The following is a 16,742-nucleotide window of genomic DNA, read 5'->3' as shown; positions in this document are numbered from 1 at the left end:
GTCTCCCCTCGGTTTATCGGTAGCCGACGATCTCGTTGCGGATCATCTGCCAGCTTTCCTTGTCGGGAGCAGAGATGATGCCGCCGGAAATCTCGCCCGGCCTGTAAGGCGTTCCGTCGAATTTCGCAGTATGGCCGCCGGCCTCCTGATGCGTCAGAACACCGGCAAGATGATCCCAAGGCATCAGCTTTTCATGGCCGATGAAATGCAGCTTGCCCGAGGAAACCATCCAATATTCGTAGGCCGAGCAATTGAAAGCGAAAGTCATGCGGGTCTTGGCCATATTGCCGGCAATGCGCGAACGGTCAGGCTCGTCCATATGACTGAAGGACATGGCGCCGACCATGCGGCCAAGCTCGATTGGCTCTGCCACCTTCAAACGGACAGGCTCGCAATTGCGCTTGTGCTGGAAAGCGCCGGCGCCCTTGATGGAAACGACGGTATCGCCGAGTGCGGGATCGTGAATGAGGCCGGCAACCGTCTCGCCCTTGATCGTCACGGCGAGGATCGTGCCGAAGACCGGCAGGCCGGCTGCGAAATTGAAGGTGCCGTCGACGGGATCGATGATGAAGGCAAGGTCGGCATCGGCAAGCGCCGGCACGACGGAACGATCTGCCTCGTAGGCCTCTTCGCCGACGACGAGTGCTGCAGGAAAACGCTCGCGGATGGCGGCCGTCAGATAGGCCTCGGAGCGCAGGTCGGCCTGCGTGACGAGATCGACGGAAGATGTCTTTTCGGAAACACTGGCCGCGGCCGCATTGCGGAAGCGCGGCATGATCTCTTCTTCGGCGACGTGCCGGAGGCAGTCGCCGAGAAACTCTATGTCATTGTCTGAGAAATTCATTTTGGACTCGTTGCATGGATCTGCAGAGGCTCATAGCAAGTCCATTATGACGTTTGGGTGACGGTCAGCGCAGAAAAGTCGAAAAGTTTCGGATCGAGCAGGTGCGACGGGTTCACATGCGCGAGCGCGCGCAGCATCGTGTCTTTGCGGCCAGGCATGCGGCGCTCGATATCGGCGAGCATGTCCTTCATCGCATTGCGCTGCAGCCCGTCCTGCGAGCCGCAGAGATCGCACGGAATGATTGGAAACTGCATGGCGGCCGCAAACCTAGCCATGTCGTCCTCGGCGCAATAGGCGAGCGGCCGCAGCACCATCAGGTTGCTTTCATCGTTCAGCAGCTTCGCCGGCATGGCGGCAAGCCGCCCGCCATGGAAGAAGTTCATGAAGAAGGTCTCAAGAATATCCTCGCGGTGATGGCCGAGCACCAGCGCATCGCAGCCTTCTTCGCGGGCGATCCGATAGAGATTGCCGCGGCGCAGACGCGAGCAGAGCGAACAGTACGTCGCCCCTTCAGGCACCTTTTCCTTCACGATCGAATAAGTATCGCGATATTCGATGCGATGTTTGACGCCGATCCTGGCGAGATATTCCGGCAGCACATGCTTCGGGAAATTCGGCTGGCCCTGATCGAGATTGCAGGCAATCAGCTCCACCGGCAGCAGGCCGCGCCATTGCAGGTCGAGCAGCAGCGCCAGCAGGCCATAGGAATCCTTGCCGCCGGAAATGCCGATCAGCCAGCGCTTCTGGCCATTCAACATATCGAAATCGTCGAAGGCCTGTCGCACTTGTCGTAAGAGACGTTTGCGCAGCTTGTTAAAGGAGACCGAATGCGGCGCATCGGCGAACAGCGTATGGCCGATGCCGGTTTCAGCCGTTTCCAGGTCGTCGGCAATATTGGCTGCGATATTCATCTTCTCGTCCAGTCTGATGTGCGTGCCTTGCTTAGCAGAAAGCCACCGCCCAACCCAGTCTCAATCGCCGAAAACGGACCAGCCGGTGCGCGCCGCCAGCATCTCCAGCGCCACCGCGCCGAGCTGCGAATTGCCGACCTTGTTCAGTCCCGGCGACCAGACAGCGATCGAGGCAATGCCCGGCGCCACCGCAAAGATACCACCACCAACGCCGCTCTTGCCCGGCAGGCCGACATGATAGGCGAAATCGCCGGAACCGTCGTAATGGCCACAGGTCAACATCAGCGCATTGATGCGCCGCGCCCGCTTCGGCGATACGACCGAATGACCGGTCAGCGGATTGCTGCCCCGCGCGGCCAGGAACAGGCCGGCGCGAGCCAACTGCTCGCAGGTCATGGACAGCGCGCACTGGTGGAAATAGACGCCAAGCACATGATCGACGGGATGATCGAGATTGCGGTAGGAGCGCATGAAATTGGCAAGCGCGAAATTGCGATAGCCCGTCGCCGTCTCCGAACGCGCCACCTTGTCGTCGATGGTGATGGATTCATCGTCTGCGAGGTAGCGCACGAAGCGCAGCAACTCGCCGATCGCCTCGCGCGGCGCATGGCCGGCCATGACGACATCGCTGACGGCGATCGCGCCGGCATTGATGAAGGGATTGCGCGGGATGCCGTGCTCATGCTCGAGCTGGACGATGGAATTGAAAGCCGAGCCCGAGGGCTCGCGGCCGACCCGCTTCCACAGCCCCTCGCCCACCTTGCCGAGCGCCAGCGTCAGCATGAAGACCTTGGAAATGCTCTGGATGGAGAAGGCGACATCGGCATGGCCGACGCTGTAGACCTTGCCGTCGACGGTGATGATCGACATGCCGAACTGCTGCGGATCGACCTTGGCAAGCTCGGGAATATAATCCGCCACCTTGCCTTCGCCGATGCGCGGCTGGATCTCTTTGTGAATGCTGTCGAGGACTGCCTGCAAATCCATGATGGCTTCTCTCCAGAGAACAAAAAAGCCGCCTTGGAGGGCGGCTTTTCTGTATGCGAAAACGCCTCGCGGATTAACGCGAATAGAATTCGACGACCAGATGCGGTTCCATGACGACCGGGTACGGAACGTCGGCAAGCGTAGGAACGCGTGCGAAAGTGGCAACCATCTTGTGGTGGTCGACTTCGACGTAGTCAGGAACGTCGCGCTCTGCGAGCGAAACCGATTCCAGAACCGTAACGAGCTGCTTGGACTTTTCGCGAACTTCGATGACGTCGCCGGCCTTGCAACGGTAAGAACCGATGTTGACGCGCACACCGTTGACCGTAACGTGGCCATGGTTGACGAACTGACGGGCAGCAAAGACCGTCGGAACGAACTTGGCGCGGTAGACGATCGCGTCGAGGCGGGATTCCAGGAGACCAATCAGGTTTTCCGAGGTGTCGCCCTTGCGGCGGTCAGCTTCAGCGAAGATGGCGCGGAACTGCTTCTCGCGCAGGTCACCGTAGTAACCTTTCAGCTTCTGCTTAGCGCGCAGCTGCACACCGAAGTCGGAAAGCTTGCCCTTGCGGCGCTGGCCGTGCTGGCCCGGGCCGTATTCGCGGCGGTTCACCGGGGACTTCGGACGGCCCCAGATGTTTTCGCCCATACGGCGGTCGATCTTGTACTTGGACGATTCGCGCTTGCTCATCGTATTTCCTTTCAAAGTGTTATGACGGTTTGTTGCCAAACCGCGCGAAGGAAACACGCCCTCCTTTGATCCCGTTTCCAGGACCCGACAGGATCTTTCCATTCGCGAACGGACAAGATCCACGGGACATGTCAAATGAAACACCGGACATTGCTGCCCGGTGCTGGCGCGGTCTTTAGGGATAAGTCACAGGATTGTCAAATAGAATCTGCCGCCGCAGGGCCGTTCTCGCCTGCCTGCTCCAGCGAACCGGCAAGTTTGCGCAGGAGGCCGGCAAGCGCGCGACGCTCGCCCTCGTCGAGATGATCGAGATGGTCGAGTTCCCGCTTCATGTCTTCGCGGAAGGCCGCCTCGGCGCGTTTGATGCCCTCGTCCGTCAGCGCCACCTCGAAGCTGCGCTTATCCTGTGCCGAGCGTTCCCGCCGTATGAGCCCTGATTTCTCCAGTCTGTCGAGCCGGTGCGTCAAGCCGCCCGAGGAGATCAGCAGAAGGCCGTAGAGCTCAGTCGGGGTCATTCTGTAGGGCGGCCCTGCCCTGCGGATCGTCGCAATCACATCGAATTCGCCGCGGTCGAGATCGAATTCGGCGAATGTCGCCTCGATGGACGGGCGCACCAGATTGGAGAGCCGGCAGATGCGCCCGAGAATACTCATCGGTGTCGTATCGAGATCAGGCAATTCCTGAGCCCAGAGCGCACGCAGCCGGTCGACGTGATCTTCCGTTTCCATGGGGACTCCAAACTATCTTGACGAGAAGATAAATCTATCGGAGTATCTTCTCGTGAAGATAAATTCATAGCAAAGTCTGCAGCGTGATCCAAGGAGGAAATCATGTTCCATGTCATACCCCGCGAAAGCCAGCAGCAATTCGCCAACCGAACCATTCGTTTTGAGGGCGGCGATTACGGCGCGCCGGTCTCGATCTTCCTGATCGACAACGAGCCTGGCCAGGGGCCGGACCTACATATTCACCCCTATACGGAAATGTGGATCGTGCGCTCCGGCAAGGCGCGCTTTACCGTCGGCAAGGAGACGGTGGAGCCCAATCCCGGCGACATCGTCATCGTCAATGCCGAGACGCCGCATTGCTTCAAGAATGTGGGGACGACGCGGCTGGAGCTCACCTGCATCCACGCGAGCCCAGAAATCATCCAGAACTGGGTCTGAAAGGCCTATTCGGCAGCGCTCTTCAGGGCGTCGCTGTCGGGCGCATCGGCCGAACCCGGTGCGGTTTCGGCCTGCAGATCCGGAAAGGCAACAATGCGCTTGCCGCTGAAATCCGTGTGGACGACGATGAGACCCTGCTCTTCGAAATAGCCGAGCAGACGGCGTGCGCGTCGGGCCGAATGCGTGCCGTAAGCACGGGCGATGCGCGCGTCGGAGGGGCAGGCCTCGCCACCGATTGCGGCTTTCGCCATCATCAGGAAAACGCCCTGCAGATCATCGGTGACACCGTTGGAAAGCGAAAGCGCTGTCGACCATGCCTCGCTCGCGGCCATGTCAGGATCGACGCCCGACCGGGAGACCGCCACGCGCCGCCGGAAGTCCGGCAGGGACATCGGCGGTCCGGGAACGCGGCGCATACGCAATCTTACCAGGAAATCCTGATAGAGAACGGCATCCGTGCGGAAGCCGGAGCCTGGATCGTCGAGGATTTCGGCGAGCACGCCGGCTAGCCGCTCCTCACGCTCTTCGGCTGACAGTTCCGGCTGCGGTACCCGCGGCTCGGCAGCCTGCATCGGGCTCGCGGCCGGCGTCGAGCGTGAAAGCTCGGCGAGAATATCGGTCGTCGGGCGCGGGGCCGGCGGCGCACGCCGCACGATGGGTCGCTGGAATTCTTCCGGATCGGGCGTGAAGATCAGGTCTTCCACATCCTGAGGCGCATCCGGCAGCGGCATCAACTTCGGGCTGGAGGAACGCGCAGAGGTCTCGACATTGCCGATCTGGATCGGCAGCGGTCGGCGTGACAGAGCCGGGCCGAGGGCGACGAAATTGCCGCGCTTCAGGTCGCGGAACATTTCCGCCTGGCGGCGATCCATGCCGAGCAGGTCGGCAGCGCGCGCCATGTCGATATCGAGGAAGGTACGGCCCATCAGGAAGTTGGAGGCCTCAGCCGCGACATTCTTGGCAAGCTTTGCCAGGCGCTGCGTGGCGATGACACCGGCGAGCCCGCGCTTTCGTCCGCGGCACATCAGGTTGGTCATGGCCCCGAGCGAGGCCTTGCGCGCATCTTCCGAAACATCGCCGCCGACCGACGGCGCAAACATCTGCGCTTCGTCGACCACGACCAGAACCGGATACCAATATTCGCGATCGGCATCGAACATGCCGTTGAGGAAGGCGGCGGCAGCCCTCATCTGCTGCTCGATATCGAGCCCTTCCAGAGTCAGCACGCAGGAAACGCGGTGCTGGCGAATGCGGTTGGCAATGCCGGCAAGCTCGGCCTCCGTCCGTTCGCCGTCCACGACGATATGCCCGAACCGGTCGGACAGCGTGACGAAGTCACCTTCGGGATCGATGATGACCTGCTGCACCCATTGAGCGGACTGCTCCAGCAGGCGGCGCAAGAGATGCGATTTGCCGGATCCGGAATTGCCCTGCACGAGCAGACGCGTTGCCAGCAGCTCCTCGATATCGAGCGTCGCCGGAGCGCCGGACGCCAGTCCCATATCGATGCCAACCTGCAATGCGAAACCTCTCGAGAGACTCAAATCAGCGACGTGCCATCCTTCCAGAAATGGCGGGCTTCCGTCTATCAAAGAATGCAGCCGATATCAGGGGCTGATTGAGGCAACCCACAGGGATTGTGCCGCCCCCTGTCAGGCGTTTAGCCCGAAACCCTGCATCAGCCGCCGGGTAGCGAAATCCGGATTGCCCGACGTGAAGATGGCAAAGTCGAAATTGTCGGGATGAACGGCGTCTGCCACCTGCGGCACCAGCGTCCGTGCGCGCCGCGCAATGGCTTCCGCCGGATCCAGCCAGTCCACTGGCCAGGGCGCCAGCCTGCGGAATAGGTTGGCCATGAAGGGATAATGCGTGCAGGCCAGCACGACGATATCGGTCTTGCGACCATCCTTCTCGACGAAGCATTGGTCGATCTCGGTGAGCACTGCATCGTCGGAAACGGCGTCGCCGCGAATATAGGCCTCCGCCATGCGCGCCAGGTTTTCCGAGCCGACCAGCCGCACATGGCATTGCTGGGCGAAGGACTGGATGAGATCGCGCGTATAGGCGCGCTTGACCGTGCCGGGCGTGGCAAGCACCGAGACGAGGCCGGAGCGCGTGCGCTCGGCGGCAGGCTTGATGGCGGGCACCGTGCCGACGAAGGTCATCTGCGGAAAGGCGGCGCGCAGATCCGCACCCACAAGCGTAAAGGCGGTGTTGCAGGCGATGATGCAGACTTCCGGATCGTAGTCTTCGAGCAGCTTGGCGAAGAGGCCGATGATCCGCTCCTTCAGCGCCTGCTCTTCCCAGCCGCCATAGGGAAAGCCGGCATCGTCGGCAATATAGATGAAGCCGCGTTCCGGCATCAGCACGCGCGCTTCGCGCAGCACGGTCAGCCCGCCGATGCCTGAATCGAAAACGAGGACGGGTTTCAGCTCATTTGTCGGCGCTGTCATCAGTCGGGGCACCCTTGCCGGATCTGGTGAAACCGCCTTTGCGCGGACTGTTGCGCGAGAAGCGGTCGAGGGAGGAGATGACGCCGCGCAACACGCTGATTTCCTGTTCCGTGAAGGCCCGGCGGGAGAGGACTGCACGCAGATTGTCGACCATTTTCGGCTTTTTCGAGGGCGGGTGGAAATAGTTGCGCGAATCCAGCGCCTCTTCCAGCTGGTCGAACAGGCCGAAAAGCTGCTCCTTGGTGGACGGGCGCTGCTCGAGCGCCTGGAATGGCACGGCTTGCAGATCCTCCATGCTCGATTTCATCCATTCATAGGACATGAGCAGCACGGCCTGGGCGATGTTGAGTGAGGCAAAAGCCGGATTGACCGGGAAAGTGACGATCTCGTCGGCAAGCGCCACTTCCTCGTTGGTCAGCCCCCAGCGCTCGCGGCCGAACAGGATGCCGGTCGCCTCGCCTGCCCGAAATCGGCTGCGCAGCGTTTGTGCGGCAAAGACCGGCGAGCGCACCGGTTTGTAATTGTCGCGGCTGCGCGCCGTCGTCGCATAGACGAAATTGAGATCGGCAATCGCCTCTTCCAGCGTGGCGAAGACCTGCGTGCCCTCGATCACGTGATCGGCCTTGGAGGCTGCGGCCTGCGCCTTCTCGTTCGGCCAGCCGTCACGCGGATTGACGAGGCGCAGATCGGCCAGGCCGAAATTCGCCATGGCGCGCGCCACCATGCCGATATTCTCGCCCATCTGCGGCTCGACCAGAATGATGACAGGCCCTTCGGCCAGAAGTTGACGCTCGCTGTTCGTACCCGCCATGTGCTTCCTATTCCTGATTTACGGGCGCAATAGCTTTGCCGGCCGCAAACGGCAAGTCCTGCGTCTCCGTCGGGTAGAGCCGCGCCAGCGTGGAGCCGATCATCTCCACTGCCAGCCGGGCGCCCTCGTGCCAGAGCGGCAGGTGCTGGCCGGTCGGTCGAATCTGCTTTCGGGTGATCAGGAAACAGTCCGAGCCGCGGGGTGCCGCCGTATCCAGCATGCCGATATCGGCAGCGATCCTGCGTTTCAGATCGTCATCGACGGCATCGGCATGGTGGTTTCGTGCCAGAACACGCGACCAGTAGGTGACCGACAGGAAGATTGCCAGTGTCTGGCGGATCCGTCCCGGCCGGGTGACAATGGACCATGTGGAGCCGAGCGGGCGTGCGGCAAGCGTAATGTCGCGGTAGCAGGCATCGACCTTCTGCGAGATGACGATCAGTTCCGGCTGGCTCTTCTTGTCCGATACTGCCGATAGCAACTCCTTCAGGGTCTCGAACCATTTGGCGAGCGCCGCATCGAGTGTCCCGCGCGTGCGTGCCGGCAGGACGAGGAAGGCCACCAGCGTTCCAGCGACCGCGCCGATCAGCGTTTCCTCCAGTCGCAGCTTCAGGAGATCGAAAGTCAGGACCCCCATCATGCCATAGACCAGGCAGAGCACGATCGAGATGAAGAAGGTCATCGTCGCATAGGAAATCTGCAGGAAGTAGAAGGCGAGGAAGACGCAGACGAACGAAACGGCAATGGCAATACCCATCTGGTGGGAAAGCAATGAGGCCAGCAACAGGCCGAAGGCGATGCCGAACAGCGTGCCGATCGAGCGCTGCAGCGCCTTGATGGCCGTGTCCCCGCGCGAATTGGTATTGCTGAAGACGAGGAAGGATGCCAGCACCGCCCAGAACCAGCGCTCGCGCGACAGCGCCAGCCCGAGCGTCATGGCAATCGCCGCCGCCAGCGTGATCTGCAGGGCAGAACGCATCACCGGGTTCTTCAGTGAGAAGTCGACTGCCGTGGGCGTGCTGACTTCCTCGATAGAGGCGATCTCGGCAAAATTCGTCCTGCGCCCGGTATCGATCGTTTCGACGAGCTGCCGGCGTGCCGCTCCGAGCCAGAGCAGCGCCCGCGCCGTCTCGCCCCGCGGCTGGCCTTCCATATCGGCGACTGCCTTTTCCTGCGCAGATAGCACGGCTTTGTCATCCTCGATGACGGCATGGACGAGCACAAAGGATGGCGCACTTTGATAGCTCAGCACGATGGCGCTTTCGGTCGCCAGATGCGCGTCGAACAGCCGGATCGCCAGTTCCGCAGCCGGTGCTGAAGCGCCATCGAAAACGCCGCCCGGCGGGCGCGGAATGAAGCTCTCGGCCATCAGCACCACTTCCTTCAACCGGTCTTCCAGCTGGCGCAGCTCCTGCCGGTCGGCCTCCTCGACCTTTCCATCCGCTGCAAGGGCAGCAAGCTTGAAGAGGATCTGGTTGATGCGGCCCCGCACGCTCTCCAGTGAACGCAGCAGGTCGCGCCGCCAATTGTCGGGCAGAAGCACCGCCCTCACCCAGTGGCTGACCAGCGCCGAGACAACAGGGCCGATCAGGACGACAGGCAATTCCCTGATCGTCGGGTGGAAGTAGGCGCCCAGGAAATAGGAGGTGAAAGCGAACATGCCGATCGCAAAGCCGCGCGGGCCGTAGACGCGCGCGGATGAGGCGAGGAAGATCACCACGAGGAAGACGAAATCCGAGAGAACGCGTTGCGACTCCAAGGCCGCCGCAATACCGACGACGACAAGGCTTGCAAGACAGCCGAGCAGCCTGGTGATGAGCTGGCGCGTCGAGCCCTTGTCGCGCACCGCGACTCCGCCTTCGATCGACAGCACGATGCCGAGACCATAGGACGCGGTCGGTAGCGGCACGATGAGCATGTGGATCAAAAGCAGGATCGCGAAGGAGAGCAGGATCGACAGCGTAACCCGCGTGCCCATGCGCAGGCGCGACAGCGCCGGATCATTGGCAAGCAGCCAGTCTCGGAACTCAAAGCCGGAAATCACCCTTGCCAGTCCTCATGCTCGCCGGATGCGGCAAACCCGAGAGCGAGATACCGCCGCCTCGGTAAAAATCAAATCGCCCTGGTGTCACCGGTCGGTGGCCCCTGGCATCACTCGCCGTTGGCGATCTGCACCATGGCTTCCTTGAGCGAGATCGGTCCCTGGCCCTCTTCGCCCTGGACCATGATATCGTCGATGACGGCCTTTTCGTTCTCCTCGATCACTTCGAAACGAACGGTCGTGAAGGCATCGCTGTTGGGGGTGCCTTCCATGCAGGTCGCCGCCTTGAATTTCGCCGTCACCTCTGTCGTGCCGTTGACCGGCTGGCCGCTTCCGATGGAGAGGTCCTGCAGCGGGCAGGCATCCTGGCCGTTGACGATCACATCATAGTCGAAGGGTGAAATGCCATCCTCGTCGGCGGCCGGATTCTTGGCGGCTGCTCTGTATTTGTCGCCGAAGTCCTTGCTGTAGAGACGGACGAGCCTGCTCTCTTCGAAAATATCGATCCAGTCGCTGGCGTCGCTCGCCCAGTTCTTCTTCGTATCATCAATGATTTCCTTGACCGGCGCAGTGGCATCGGCCGCAAGCGAAAGGCCAGGGGCGACAGACAGTGCGGCAATGAGGCCGGCAAACAGAACGGCGATCTTCTTCATGGCAAAATGTCCGGGACTCGGGGGCTTATGCCGGCGAGACTAGCCGTTTTCCAGCACTTGGCAATGGCGGCAAAAACGTCACGGTCCCGCCCGTTCGGCTTTGCGTTCCCTGCTCACAATGCTATAGCGCTCCGGACCCACATCACCCACCCGGGGCAGCTGTCCCTTTCTTAAGCTTACGAGGCAGATACATGAAGAAGATCAAGGTCGCCAATCCCGTCGCCGATCTCGACGGCGATGAAATGACTCGCATCATTTGGCAGCTCATCAAGGACAAGCTGATCCATCCGTATCTCGACCTCGATATCGACTATTATGACCTCTCGGTCGAAAACCGCGACGCCACCAACGACCAGGTTACCGTCGATGCCGCCAACGCCATCAAGAAGTACGGCGTCGGCATCAAGTGCGCGACCATCACGCCGGACGAAGCCCGTGTGAAGGAATTCAACCTCAAGGAAATGTGGAAGAGCCCGAACGGCACGATTCGCAACATCCTCGGCGGCGTCATCTTCCGCGAGCCGATTATCTGCCGCAACGTTCCCCGCCTCGTTCCCGGCTGGACGCAGCCGATCGTCGTCGGCCGTCACGCTTTCGGTGACCAGTATCGCGCAACCGATTTCAAGTTCCCCGGCAAGGGCAAGCTGACGATCAAGTTCGTCGGCGAAGACGGCACCGTCATTGAGAAGGAAGTCTTCAACGCACCGGGCGCCGGCGTTGCCATGGCCATGTACAACCTCGACGAGTCGATCCGCGAATTCGCCCGCGCCTCGATGATGTACGGCCTGATGCGCAAGTGGCCGGTCTACCTGTCGACCAAGAACACTATCCTCAAGGCTTATGACGGCCGCTTCAAGGACATCTTCGAAGAAGTCTACGAGACCGAATTCAAGGATCAGTTCAAGGAAGCCGGCATCACCTACGAACACCGCCTGATCGACGACATGGTCGCCTCCGCTCTCAAGTGGTCCGGCGGCTATGTCTGGGCCTGCAAGAACTATGACGGCGACGTCCAGTCCGACACGGTTGCCCAGGGCTTCGGCTCGCTCGGCCTGATGACCTCGGTTCTCCTGACGCCCGATGGCAAGACGGTTGAAGCCGAAGCCGCTCACGGCACGGTCACCCGCCACTATCGCCAGCACCAGAAGGGCCAGGAAACCTCGACGAACTCGATCGCTTCCATCTTCGCCTGGACCCGTGGCCTCGCGCACCGCGCCAAGCTCGACGACAATGCCGAGCTCGCCCGCTTTGCTTCCACACTGGAAAAGGTCTGCGTCGATACCGTCGAATCCGGATTCATGACCAAGGACCTGGCGCTTCTCATCGGCCCGGATCAGCCGTGGCTCTCCACGACGGCTTTCCTCGACAAGATCGACCAGAACCTACAGGCCGCAATGGCCTGAGCCCTGCTCGGATAGACAATCGGAAAACCCGGCCTTCGCGCCGGGTTTTTTGTTATCCGGCGAAATTGGCTTCCGCTCCTAAATTAGCAATTACTTTAAAAAGTAAGCCTCGCGTAAGTTGCAAGGCCTATTCAGAAACTCGCCTAGGCATGGAGGTTCTGATGGCCAAGAAGAGTTTTGTCCCCGAATTCCTGCAACTTGTAAGGCTGCTCGCGCGTCGCGAGGGTCAGGATATGATTGTCTTCTATCTCGATCTCGCGTTACTCGAGACCCAGACCCAGCACTATAATCAGCGTTTTCGCTCGCCTGCCGGTCCGGCCGCGACTGCAGACGCGCTCCCCTCGACCGAAATCATTCCCCGCGCAGCCGTGAAGGCGCCGCCGGCGCCAAAGGTTGAAATCTCCCGTGCCAGTGCTACGAAAAGAGCATGGGAGAGAGGAGAGCACGATGACCGACGAAATCACCTTCTACACCAACCCGATGTCGCGCGGCCGGATAGCACGGTGGATGCTGGAAGAAACCGGCGTCCCATATCATACCGAAATCCTGACCTTCGGCGGAACGATGAAGGAGCCGGGCTATCTGTCCGTCAACCCGATGGGCAAGGTGCCGGCGATCCGTCATGGGAAGACGATCGTGACGGAATGCGCGGCGATCTGTGCGTATCTTGCGGACACTTTTCCGCAGGCAAGGCTCGGCCCGCAGCCCGATGAACGCGCCGATTATTACCGCTGGATGTTTTTCGCCGCCGGGCCGCTGGAAGCGTCCGTCACGCTGAAGGCGCTCGGCTTCGAAATCCCGCAGGAGCGACTCCGCATGGCAGGCTGCGGCTCTTTCGGCGATGTCATGGGCACGCTGGAAAAGGCTATTTTGGCCGCCTCTCCCTATATCGCCGGCAAACGTTTCACGGCTGCCGACGTCTACGTCGGCTCGCATGTCGGCTGGGGTCTCGCCTTCGGCAGTATCGAAAAGCGCCAGGCCTTTGTCGATTATTTCGGCCGCCTTGCCGAACGCGATGCCTATAAGCGGGCAACCGCGCTCGATGATGAGGCGGCAAAGGCCATGCAGGCTGCCTGAGCGTTTCGTTTATGCCAGCGGCATGTAGATATCCGTCCGCAATTCGGTCGGCGCGACTTCGCGCGGATTGTTGAGATATTCCTCGAACATGACGCGATCCCGGATCTGCCGGCCGGAGGCAGGCAGCCACTGGGCGTAGAGCCACTGATAGGCCTTGTACATATCGGCGTAAGGCCCCTTGTGGTGCAGCACGGCATAGTCGCCGCCCTCCACGATGCGCCGCTCCAGCGGTGCGTTGGCGGTCGTCTCTTCGCCGGCCGCGACACAGGCGACAGAGCGCAGATTTTCGGGCTGCACGAGATCGGGATCATCGAGATAGACGCCGATCATCCGCATCTCGGGTTTTGCGAGCCCGCGGGCATAGAGCGTGCCGAACAGCGTCTCGAAGGCCTTGCCGATCTCCATATAGGAGCCGGTATGGGGAACGCCGACCAATTCGAGCGGCGGGATGGTTTTCAGGGTGACATCAAACATGGCTGTCGCCTTTCCGGAGGTTGAGGGTTCGAACTGCGTGTGGCTTCCCTCTTTCCGGTAGCGTGCCGGCGGCATGCCAAAGACCGATTTGAAGATGCGGTTGAAGGATTGGAGATTGGGATAGCCTGATCGCTTCGCAATCTCGCCGACATCAAGATCCGTGCGGACGATATCGCCCGCCGCGCGATGCAGCCGCAGCCGCTTGACGGTTGCCGCCAACGTCTCGCCGTAAATCGCCCGATAGATCCGGTGCCAGTGGTAACTCGACAGGCAGGCGATGTCGGCAAGCCGCTCCATATCCAGATCCTCGTCGAGATGATCGTGGATATAGGCCGAAACCCGTCTCAGACGGGTTTCATAAAGCGCCCATGCCGTTTCACCCACCATGTCAAACCCTTTGCAAATCGATCGGCCCACCAAAGCATAGCCCGATTTGACAAATCCTGCTGACTTGCCACGAAACGCAAGAGGCCTGCTCTTTCGCCATCATCGAGCAAAAAGCGGCGTTCGCCCAAAAACAAAAGGCGGGAACAGGTCCCGCCTTGCAATCAACCTATGCCGGAAGCTCAGCCTGCGAGTGCCGCTGCAACAGCCTCGAGCGCCTGGTCGGCCTTGGCTCCGTCAGGACCGCCCGCCTGCGCCATGTCAGGACGACCGCCGCCGCCCTTGCCGCCGAGCGCTGCGGAGGCAACGCGCACCAGATCGACGGCGCTGAAACGATCCACGAGATCGGGCGTGACGGCAACGACAGCACTTGCCTTGCCATCCTCGGAAACGCCGATCAGCGTCACGATGCCGGAGCCGATGCTGGACTTGCCGTCATCGGCGAGACCTTTGAGATCCTTCGGGTCGACGCCGGTCACGGCCTTGCCGAGGAACTTGACGCCGGCGACCTCGCGCACGGCATCGGCAGAACCGCCCTGCCCGCCGCTCATGGCGAGCTTGCGCTTGGCATCCGCCAATTCCTTTTCGAGTTTGCGGCGCTCGTCCATCAGCGCCTCGACACGGCCAAGCACTTCCGATGGCTGCACCTTCAGCGAGGCAGCGAGCGTCTTCACGCGATCGTCCTGTTCGGCGAGATATTCGCGTGCCGATTCACCGGTTACCGCTTCGATACGGCGAACGCCGGCACCGACGGCGCTTTCGCCGAGGATACGCACAAGGCCGATCTGGCCGGTCGCCGACACATGCGTGCCGCCACAGAGCTCGACCGAATAGGGCCTGTTGGCCTTCGCGCCGTGCAGACCCGTGCCCATCGAGACGACGCGCACTTCGTCACCGTACTTTTCGCCGAAGAGCGCCATTGCGCCTTCCTCGATCGCGTCGTCGACGCTCATCAGGCGGGTCGTGACCGGCGCGTTCTGCAGCACGATCTCGTTTGCCATCTCTTCGACGACCTTGAGCTCTTCTGCCGTCATCGGCTTCGGATGCGACACGTCGAAGCGCAGGCGCTCGGGCGCGACCAAAGAACCCTTCTGGGCGACATGCGTGCCGAGCACTTCGCGCAGCGCCTCATGCAGCAGATGGGTTGCCGAGTGGTTGGCGCGCAGGCGCGAACGGCGGGCATGATCGACCGTCAGCACGACCGCATCGCCGTCCTTGAACGTGCCTTCGATGACAGTACCCAGATGCACGAACAGGCCCTCGCCCCTCTTCTGCGTATCCGAAATCTCGATCTTGCCGTGGTCGGACGAGATCACGCCGGTATCGCCCATCTGGCCGCCGGACTCACCGTAGAACGGCGTCTGGTTGACGACGACCTGCACCTTGTCGCCGGCCTTGGCCCCAGTCGAAACCTTGCCATCCTTGACGATTGCCTGCACCACGCCTTCGGCCGTTTCCGTGTCGTAACCCAGGAATTCGGTCGCGCCGTGCTTTTCCTTGAGCTCGAACCAGACGGTTTCGGTTGCCTTCTCGCCGGAGCCGGCCCAGTGCGAGCGGGCTTCAGCCTTTTGGCGCTGCATCGCATCGGTGAAGCCGGAAATATCGACGCCGATCTCGCGGGCGCGCAGCGCATCCTGCGTCAGATCGAGTGGGAAGCCGTAGGTGTCGTAGAGCTTGAAGGCGGTCTCGCCGTCCAGCATGTCGCCCTTGCCGAGGTCCGTCGTCGCATCCGACAGCAGCGACAGGCCGCGCTCCAGCGTCTTGCGGAAGCGGTTTTCCTCGAGCTTCAGCGTCTCGGAGATCAGCGCCTCGGCGCGCACGAGTTCCGGATAGGCGCGGCCCATCTGCTGCACCAGCGTCGGCAGCAGCTTGTACATCAGCGGTTCCTTGGCGCCGAGAAGCTGGGCGTGGCGCATGGCGCGGCGCATGATACGGCGCAGCACGTAGCCGCGGCCTTCATTCGACGGCAGTACGCCATCGGCGATCAGGAAGGCAGACGAGCGAAGGTGGTCGGCGATGACGCGGTGGCTTGCGGAACCCTCGGCCTTGACGCCCATCGTGTCTTCGATGGCGCCGATCAGCGTGCGGAACAGGTCCGTGTCGAAGACGCTCTGGACGCCCTGCAGAACGGCGGCCATGCGCTCCAGACCCATGCCGGTATCGATCGACGGGCGCGGCAGCGGGTTGCGCACGCCGGGTTCGGTCTGCTCGAACTGCATGAAGACGAGGTTCCAGAATTCCAGGAACCGGTCGCCATCTTCTTCCGGCGAACCGGGAGGGCCGCCCCAGACATTCTCACCCTGGTCGATGAAGATTTCCGAGCACGGGCCGCAAGGACCGGTATCGCCCATCTGCCAGAAATTGTCAGAGGTCGGGATGCGGATGATCTTGTCGTCCGAGAAACCGGCGATCTTCTTCCAGAGCGACGCTGCTTCCTCGTCTTCGGAATAGACCGTGACCAGCAGCCGGCTCTTCGGCAGGTCGAAACCTTCGGTGACGAGTTTCCAGGCAAGCTCGATCGCATTCTCCTTGAAATAGTCGCCGAAGGAGAAGTTGCCGAGCATTTCGAAGAAGGTCAGGTGACGCGCAGTATAGCCGACATTGTCGAGGTCGTTGTGCTTGCCGCCGGCGCGCACGCATTTCTGCGAGGTGGTTGCGGTCGAATAGGGACGCTTTTCGAGGCCGGTGAAGACGTTCTTGAACTGCACCATGCCGGCATTGGTGAACATCAGCGTCGGATCATTGCGCGGCACGAGCGGGCTCGATGGAACGATCTCGTGGCCGTTCTTCTTGAAGTAGTCGAGGAAGGTCGACCGGATATCGTTTACACCGCTCATTTCATGCCCT

The 16,742-nt window shown here is 61.4% G+C and carries 15 protein-coding genes; 3 read left to right on the top strand and 12 right to left on the bottom strand.

Annotated features, from left to right (window positions below; genetic code table 11):
• Positions 1-13: 13 nt before the first annotated feature.
• The 5 genes from FHT87_RS20580 to FHT87_RS20560 form a co-directional block, all read right to left on the bottom strand.
• A complete protein-coding gene (locus FHT87_RS20580) occupies positions 14-844 on the bottom strand; it encodes an inositol monophosphatase (RefSeq protein WP_183804656.1) in 831 nt (276 codons plus the stop codon).
• Positions 845-888: 44 nt separating this feature from the next.
• A complete protein-coding gene (gene ttcA / locus FHT87_RS20575) occupies positions 889-1,755 on the bottom strand; it encodes a tRNA 2-thiocytidine(32) synthetase TtcA (protein ID WP_183804654.1) in 867 nt (288 codons plus the stop codon).
• A gap of 60 nt (positions 1,756-1,815) precedes the next feature.
• Positions 1,816-2,745, bottom strand: a complete 930-nt coding sequence (locus FHT87_RS20570; RefSeq protein ID WP_183805072.1) for a glutaminase — start codon at positions 2,743-2,745, stop codon at positions 1,816-1,818.
• 70 nt (positions 2,746-2,815) lie between these two features.
• Positions 2,816-3,433 carry a 30S ribosomal protein S4 gene (gene rpsD, locus FHT87_RS20565; RefSeq protein ID WP_183804652.1) on the bottom strand — a complete coding sequence of 206 codons (618 nt, stop codon included), beginning with the start codon at positions 3,431-3,433 and terminating at the stop codon, positions 2,816-2,818.
• Between the two features lie 197 nt (positions 3,434-3,630).
• Complete coding sequence (locus tag FHT87_RS20560) at positions 3,631-4,161, bottom strand: MarR family transcriptional regulator (RefSeq protein ID WP_183804645.1); 531 nt, start codon at positions 4,159-4,161, stop codon at positions 3,631-3,633.
• A gap of 102 nt (positions 4,162-4,263) precedes the next feature.
• Between FHT87_RS20560 and FHT87_RS20555 the strand changes: the two genes are divergently transcribed.
• Positions 4,264-4,599: a cupin domain-containing protein gene (locus tag FHT87_RS20555; protein WP_183804643.1), complete on the top strand. Its 336-nt coding sequence runs from the start codon at positions 4,264-4,266 to the stop codon at positions 4,597-4,599.
• A gap of 5 nt (positions 4,600-4,604) precedes the next feature.
• On the opposite strand, the gene FHT87_RS20550 is transcribed toward FHT87_RS20555, so the two are convergent.
• The 5 genes from FHT87_RS20550 to FHT87_RS20530 form a co-directional block, all read right to left on the bottom strand.
• Positions 4,605-6,119, bottom strand: coding sequence for an ATP-binding protein (locus FHT87_RS20550; protein ID WP_183804641.1), 1,515 nt, complete (start codon positions 6,117-6,119; stop codon positions 4,605-4,607).
• A gap of 132 nt (positions 6,120-6,251) precedes the next feature.
• On the bottom strand, positions 6,252-7,052 hold the full coding sequence (murI, locus tag FHT87_RS20545) for a glutamate racemase (protein ID WP_183804639.1): 801 nt from the start codon (positions 7,050-7,052) through the stop codon (positions 6,252-6,254).
• Positions 7,033-7,863: an RNA methyltransferase gene (locus tag FHT87_RS20540; RefSeq protein WP_183804637.1), complete on the bottom strand. Its 831-nt coding sequence runs from the start codon at positions 7,861-7,863 to the stop codon at positions 7,033-7,035. The genes murI and FHT87_RS20540 overlap by 20 nt, the downstream gene beginning before the upstream one ends.
• 7 nt (positions 7,864-7,870) lie before the next feature.
• Positions 7,871-9,907 (bottom strand): FUSC family protein, encoded by a 2,037-nt coding sequence (locus tag FHT87_RS20535; protein WP_183804635.1) that lies wholly within the window; start codon positions 9,905-9,907, stop codon positions 7,871-7,873.
• A 107-nt stretch (positions 9,908-10,014) separates the two neighbouring features.
• The gene (locus FHT87_RS20530) at positions 10,015-10,557 is read right to left on the bottom strand and encodes a hypothetical protein (protein WP_183804633.1); all 543 of its coding nucleotides are present in this window, start codon (positions 10,555-10,557) and stop codon (positions 10,015-10,017) included.
• Positions 10,558-10,748: 191 nt separating this feature from the next.
• Here FHT87_RS20530 and FHT87_RS20525 point away from each other — a divergent pair, with 191 nt between their 5' ends.
• Both FHT87_RS20525 and FHT87_RS20520 read left to right on the top strand, forming a co-directional pair.
• Positions 10,749-11,960 (top strand): NADP-dependent isocitrate dehydrogenase, encoded by a 1,212-nt coding sequence (locus tag FHT87_RS20525; protein ID WP_183734921.1) that lies wholly within the window; start codon positions 10,749-10,751, stop codon positions 11,958-11,960.
• Between the two features lie 447 nt (positions 11,961-12,407).
• Positions 12,408-13,037 (top strand): glutathione S-transferase family protein, encoded by a 630-nt coding sequence (locus FHT87_RS20520; protein WP_183734920.1) that lies wholly within the window; start codon positions 12,408-12,410, stop codon positions 13,035-13,037.
• A 9-nt stretch (positions 13,038-13,046) separates the two neighbouring features.
• Here FHT87_RS20520 and FHT87_RS20515 read toward each other — a convergent pair whose 3' ends face one another.
• On the bottom strand, positions 13,047-13,898 hold the full coding sequence (locus FHT87_RS20515; RefSeq protein ID WP_183804631.1) for an AraC family transcriptional regulator: 852 nt from the start codon (positions 13,896-13,898) through the stop codon (positions 13,047-13,049).
• A gap of 179 nt (positions 13,899-14,077) precedes the next feature.
• A complete protein-coding gene (gene alaS, locus FHT87_RS20510; RefSeq protein WP_183734918.1) occupies positions 14,078-16,732 on the bottom strand; it encodes an alanine--tRNA ligase in 2,655 nt (884 codons plus the stop codon).
• Positions 16,733-16,742 lie beyond the last annotated feature (10 nt).

Source organism: Rhizobium sp. BK316 (assembly GCF_014193695.1).
In the GTDB taxonomy this organism is placed as follows: Bacteria; Pseudomonadota; Alphaproteobacteria; order Rhizobiales; family Rhizobiaceae; genus Rhizobium.
This window is presented reverse-complemented; position numbering and strand designations above follow the sequence as displayed.

Coding starts and splice junctions, on each gene's coding strand:
- FHT87_RS20525 (WP_183734921.1), top strand. CDS start 10,749: ATGAAGAAGATCAAGGTCGCCAATCCCGTCGCCGATCTCGACGGCGAT.
- FHT87_RS20515 (WP_183804631.1), bottom strand. CDS start 13,898: ATGGTGGGTGAAACGGCATGGGCGCTTTATGAAACCCGTCTGAGACGG.
- rpsD (WP_183804652.1), bottom strand. CDS start 3,433: ATGAGCAAGCGCGAATCGTCCAAGTACAAGATCGACCGCCGTATGGGC.
- FHT87_RS20580 (WP_183804656.1), bottom strand. CDS start 844: ATGAATTTCTCAGACAATGACATAGAGTTTCTCGGCGACTGCCTCCGG.
- FHT87_RS20555 (WP_183804643.1), top strand. CDS start 4,264: ATGTTCCATGTCATACCCCGCGAAAGCCAGCAGCAATTCGCCAACCGA.
- FHT87_RS20560 (WP_183804645.1), bottom strand. CDS start 4,161: ATGGAAACGGAAGATCACGTCGACCGGCTGCGTGCGCTCTGGGCTCAG.
- alaS (WP_183734918.1), bottom strand. CDS start 16,732: ATGAGCGGTGTAAACGATATCCGGTCGACCTTCCTCGACTACTTCAAG.
- ttcA (WP_183804654.1), bottom strand. CDS start 1,755: ATGAATATCGCAGCCAATATTGCCGACGACCTGGAAACGGCTGAAACC.
- FHT87_RS20540 (WP_183804637.1), bottom strand. CDS start 7,863: ATGGCGGGTACGAACAGCGAGCGTCAACTTCTGGCCGAAGGGCCTGTC.
- FHT87_RS20530 (WP_183804633.1), bottom strand. CDS start 10,557: ATGAAGAAGATCGCCGTTCTGTTTGCCGGCCTCATTGCCGCACTGTCT.
- FHT87_RS20520 (WP_183734920.1), top strand. CDS start 12,408: ATGACCGACGAAATCACCTTCTACACCAACCCGATGTCGCGCGGCCGG.
- murI (WP_183804639.1), bottom strand. CDS start 7,052: ATGACAGCGCCGACAAATGAGCTGAAACCCGTCCTCGTTTTCGATTCA.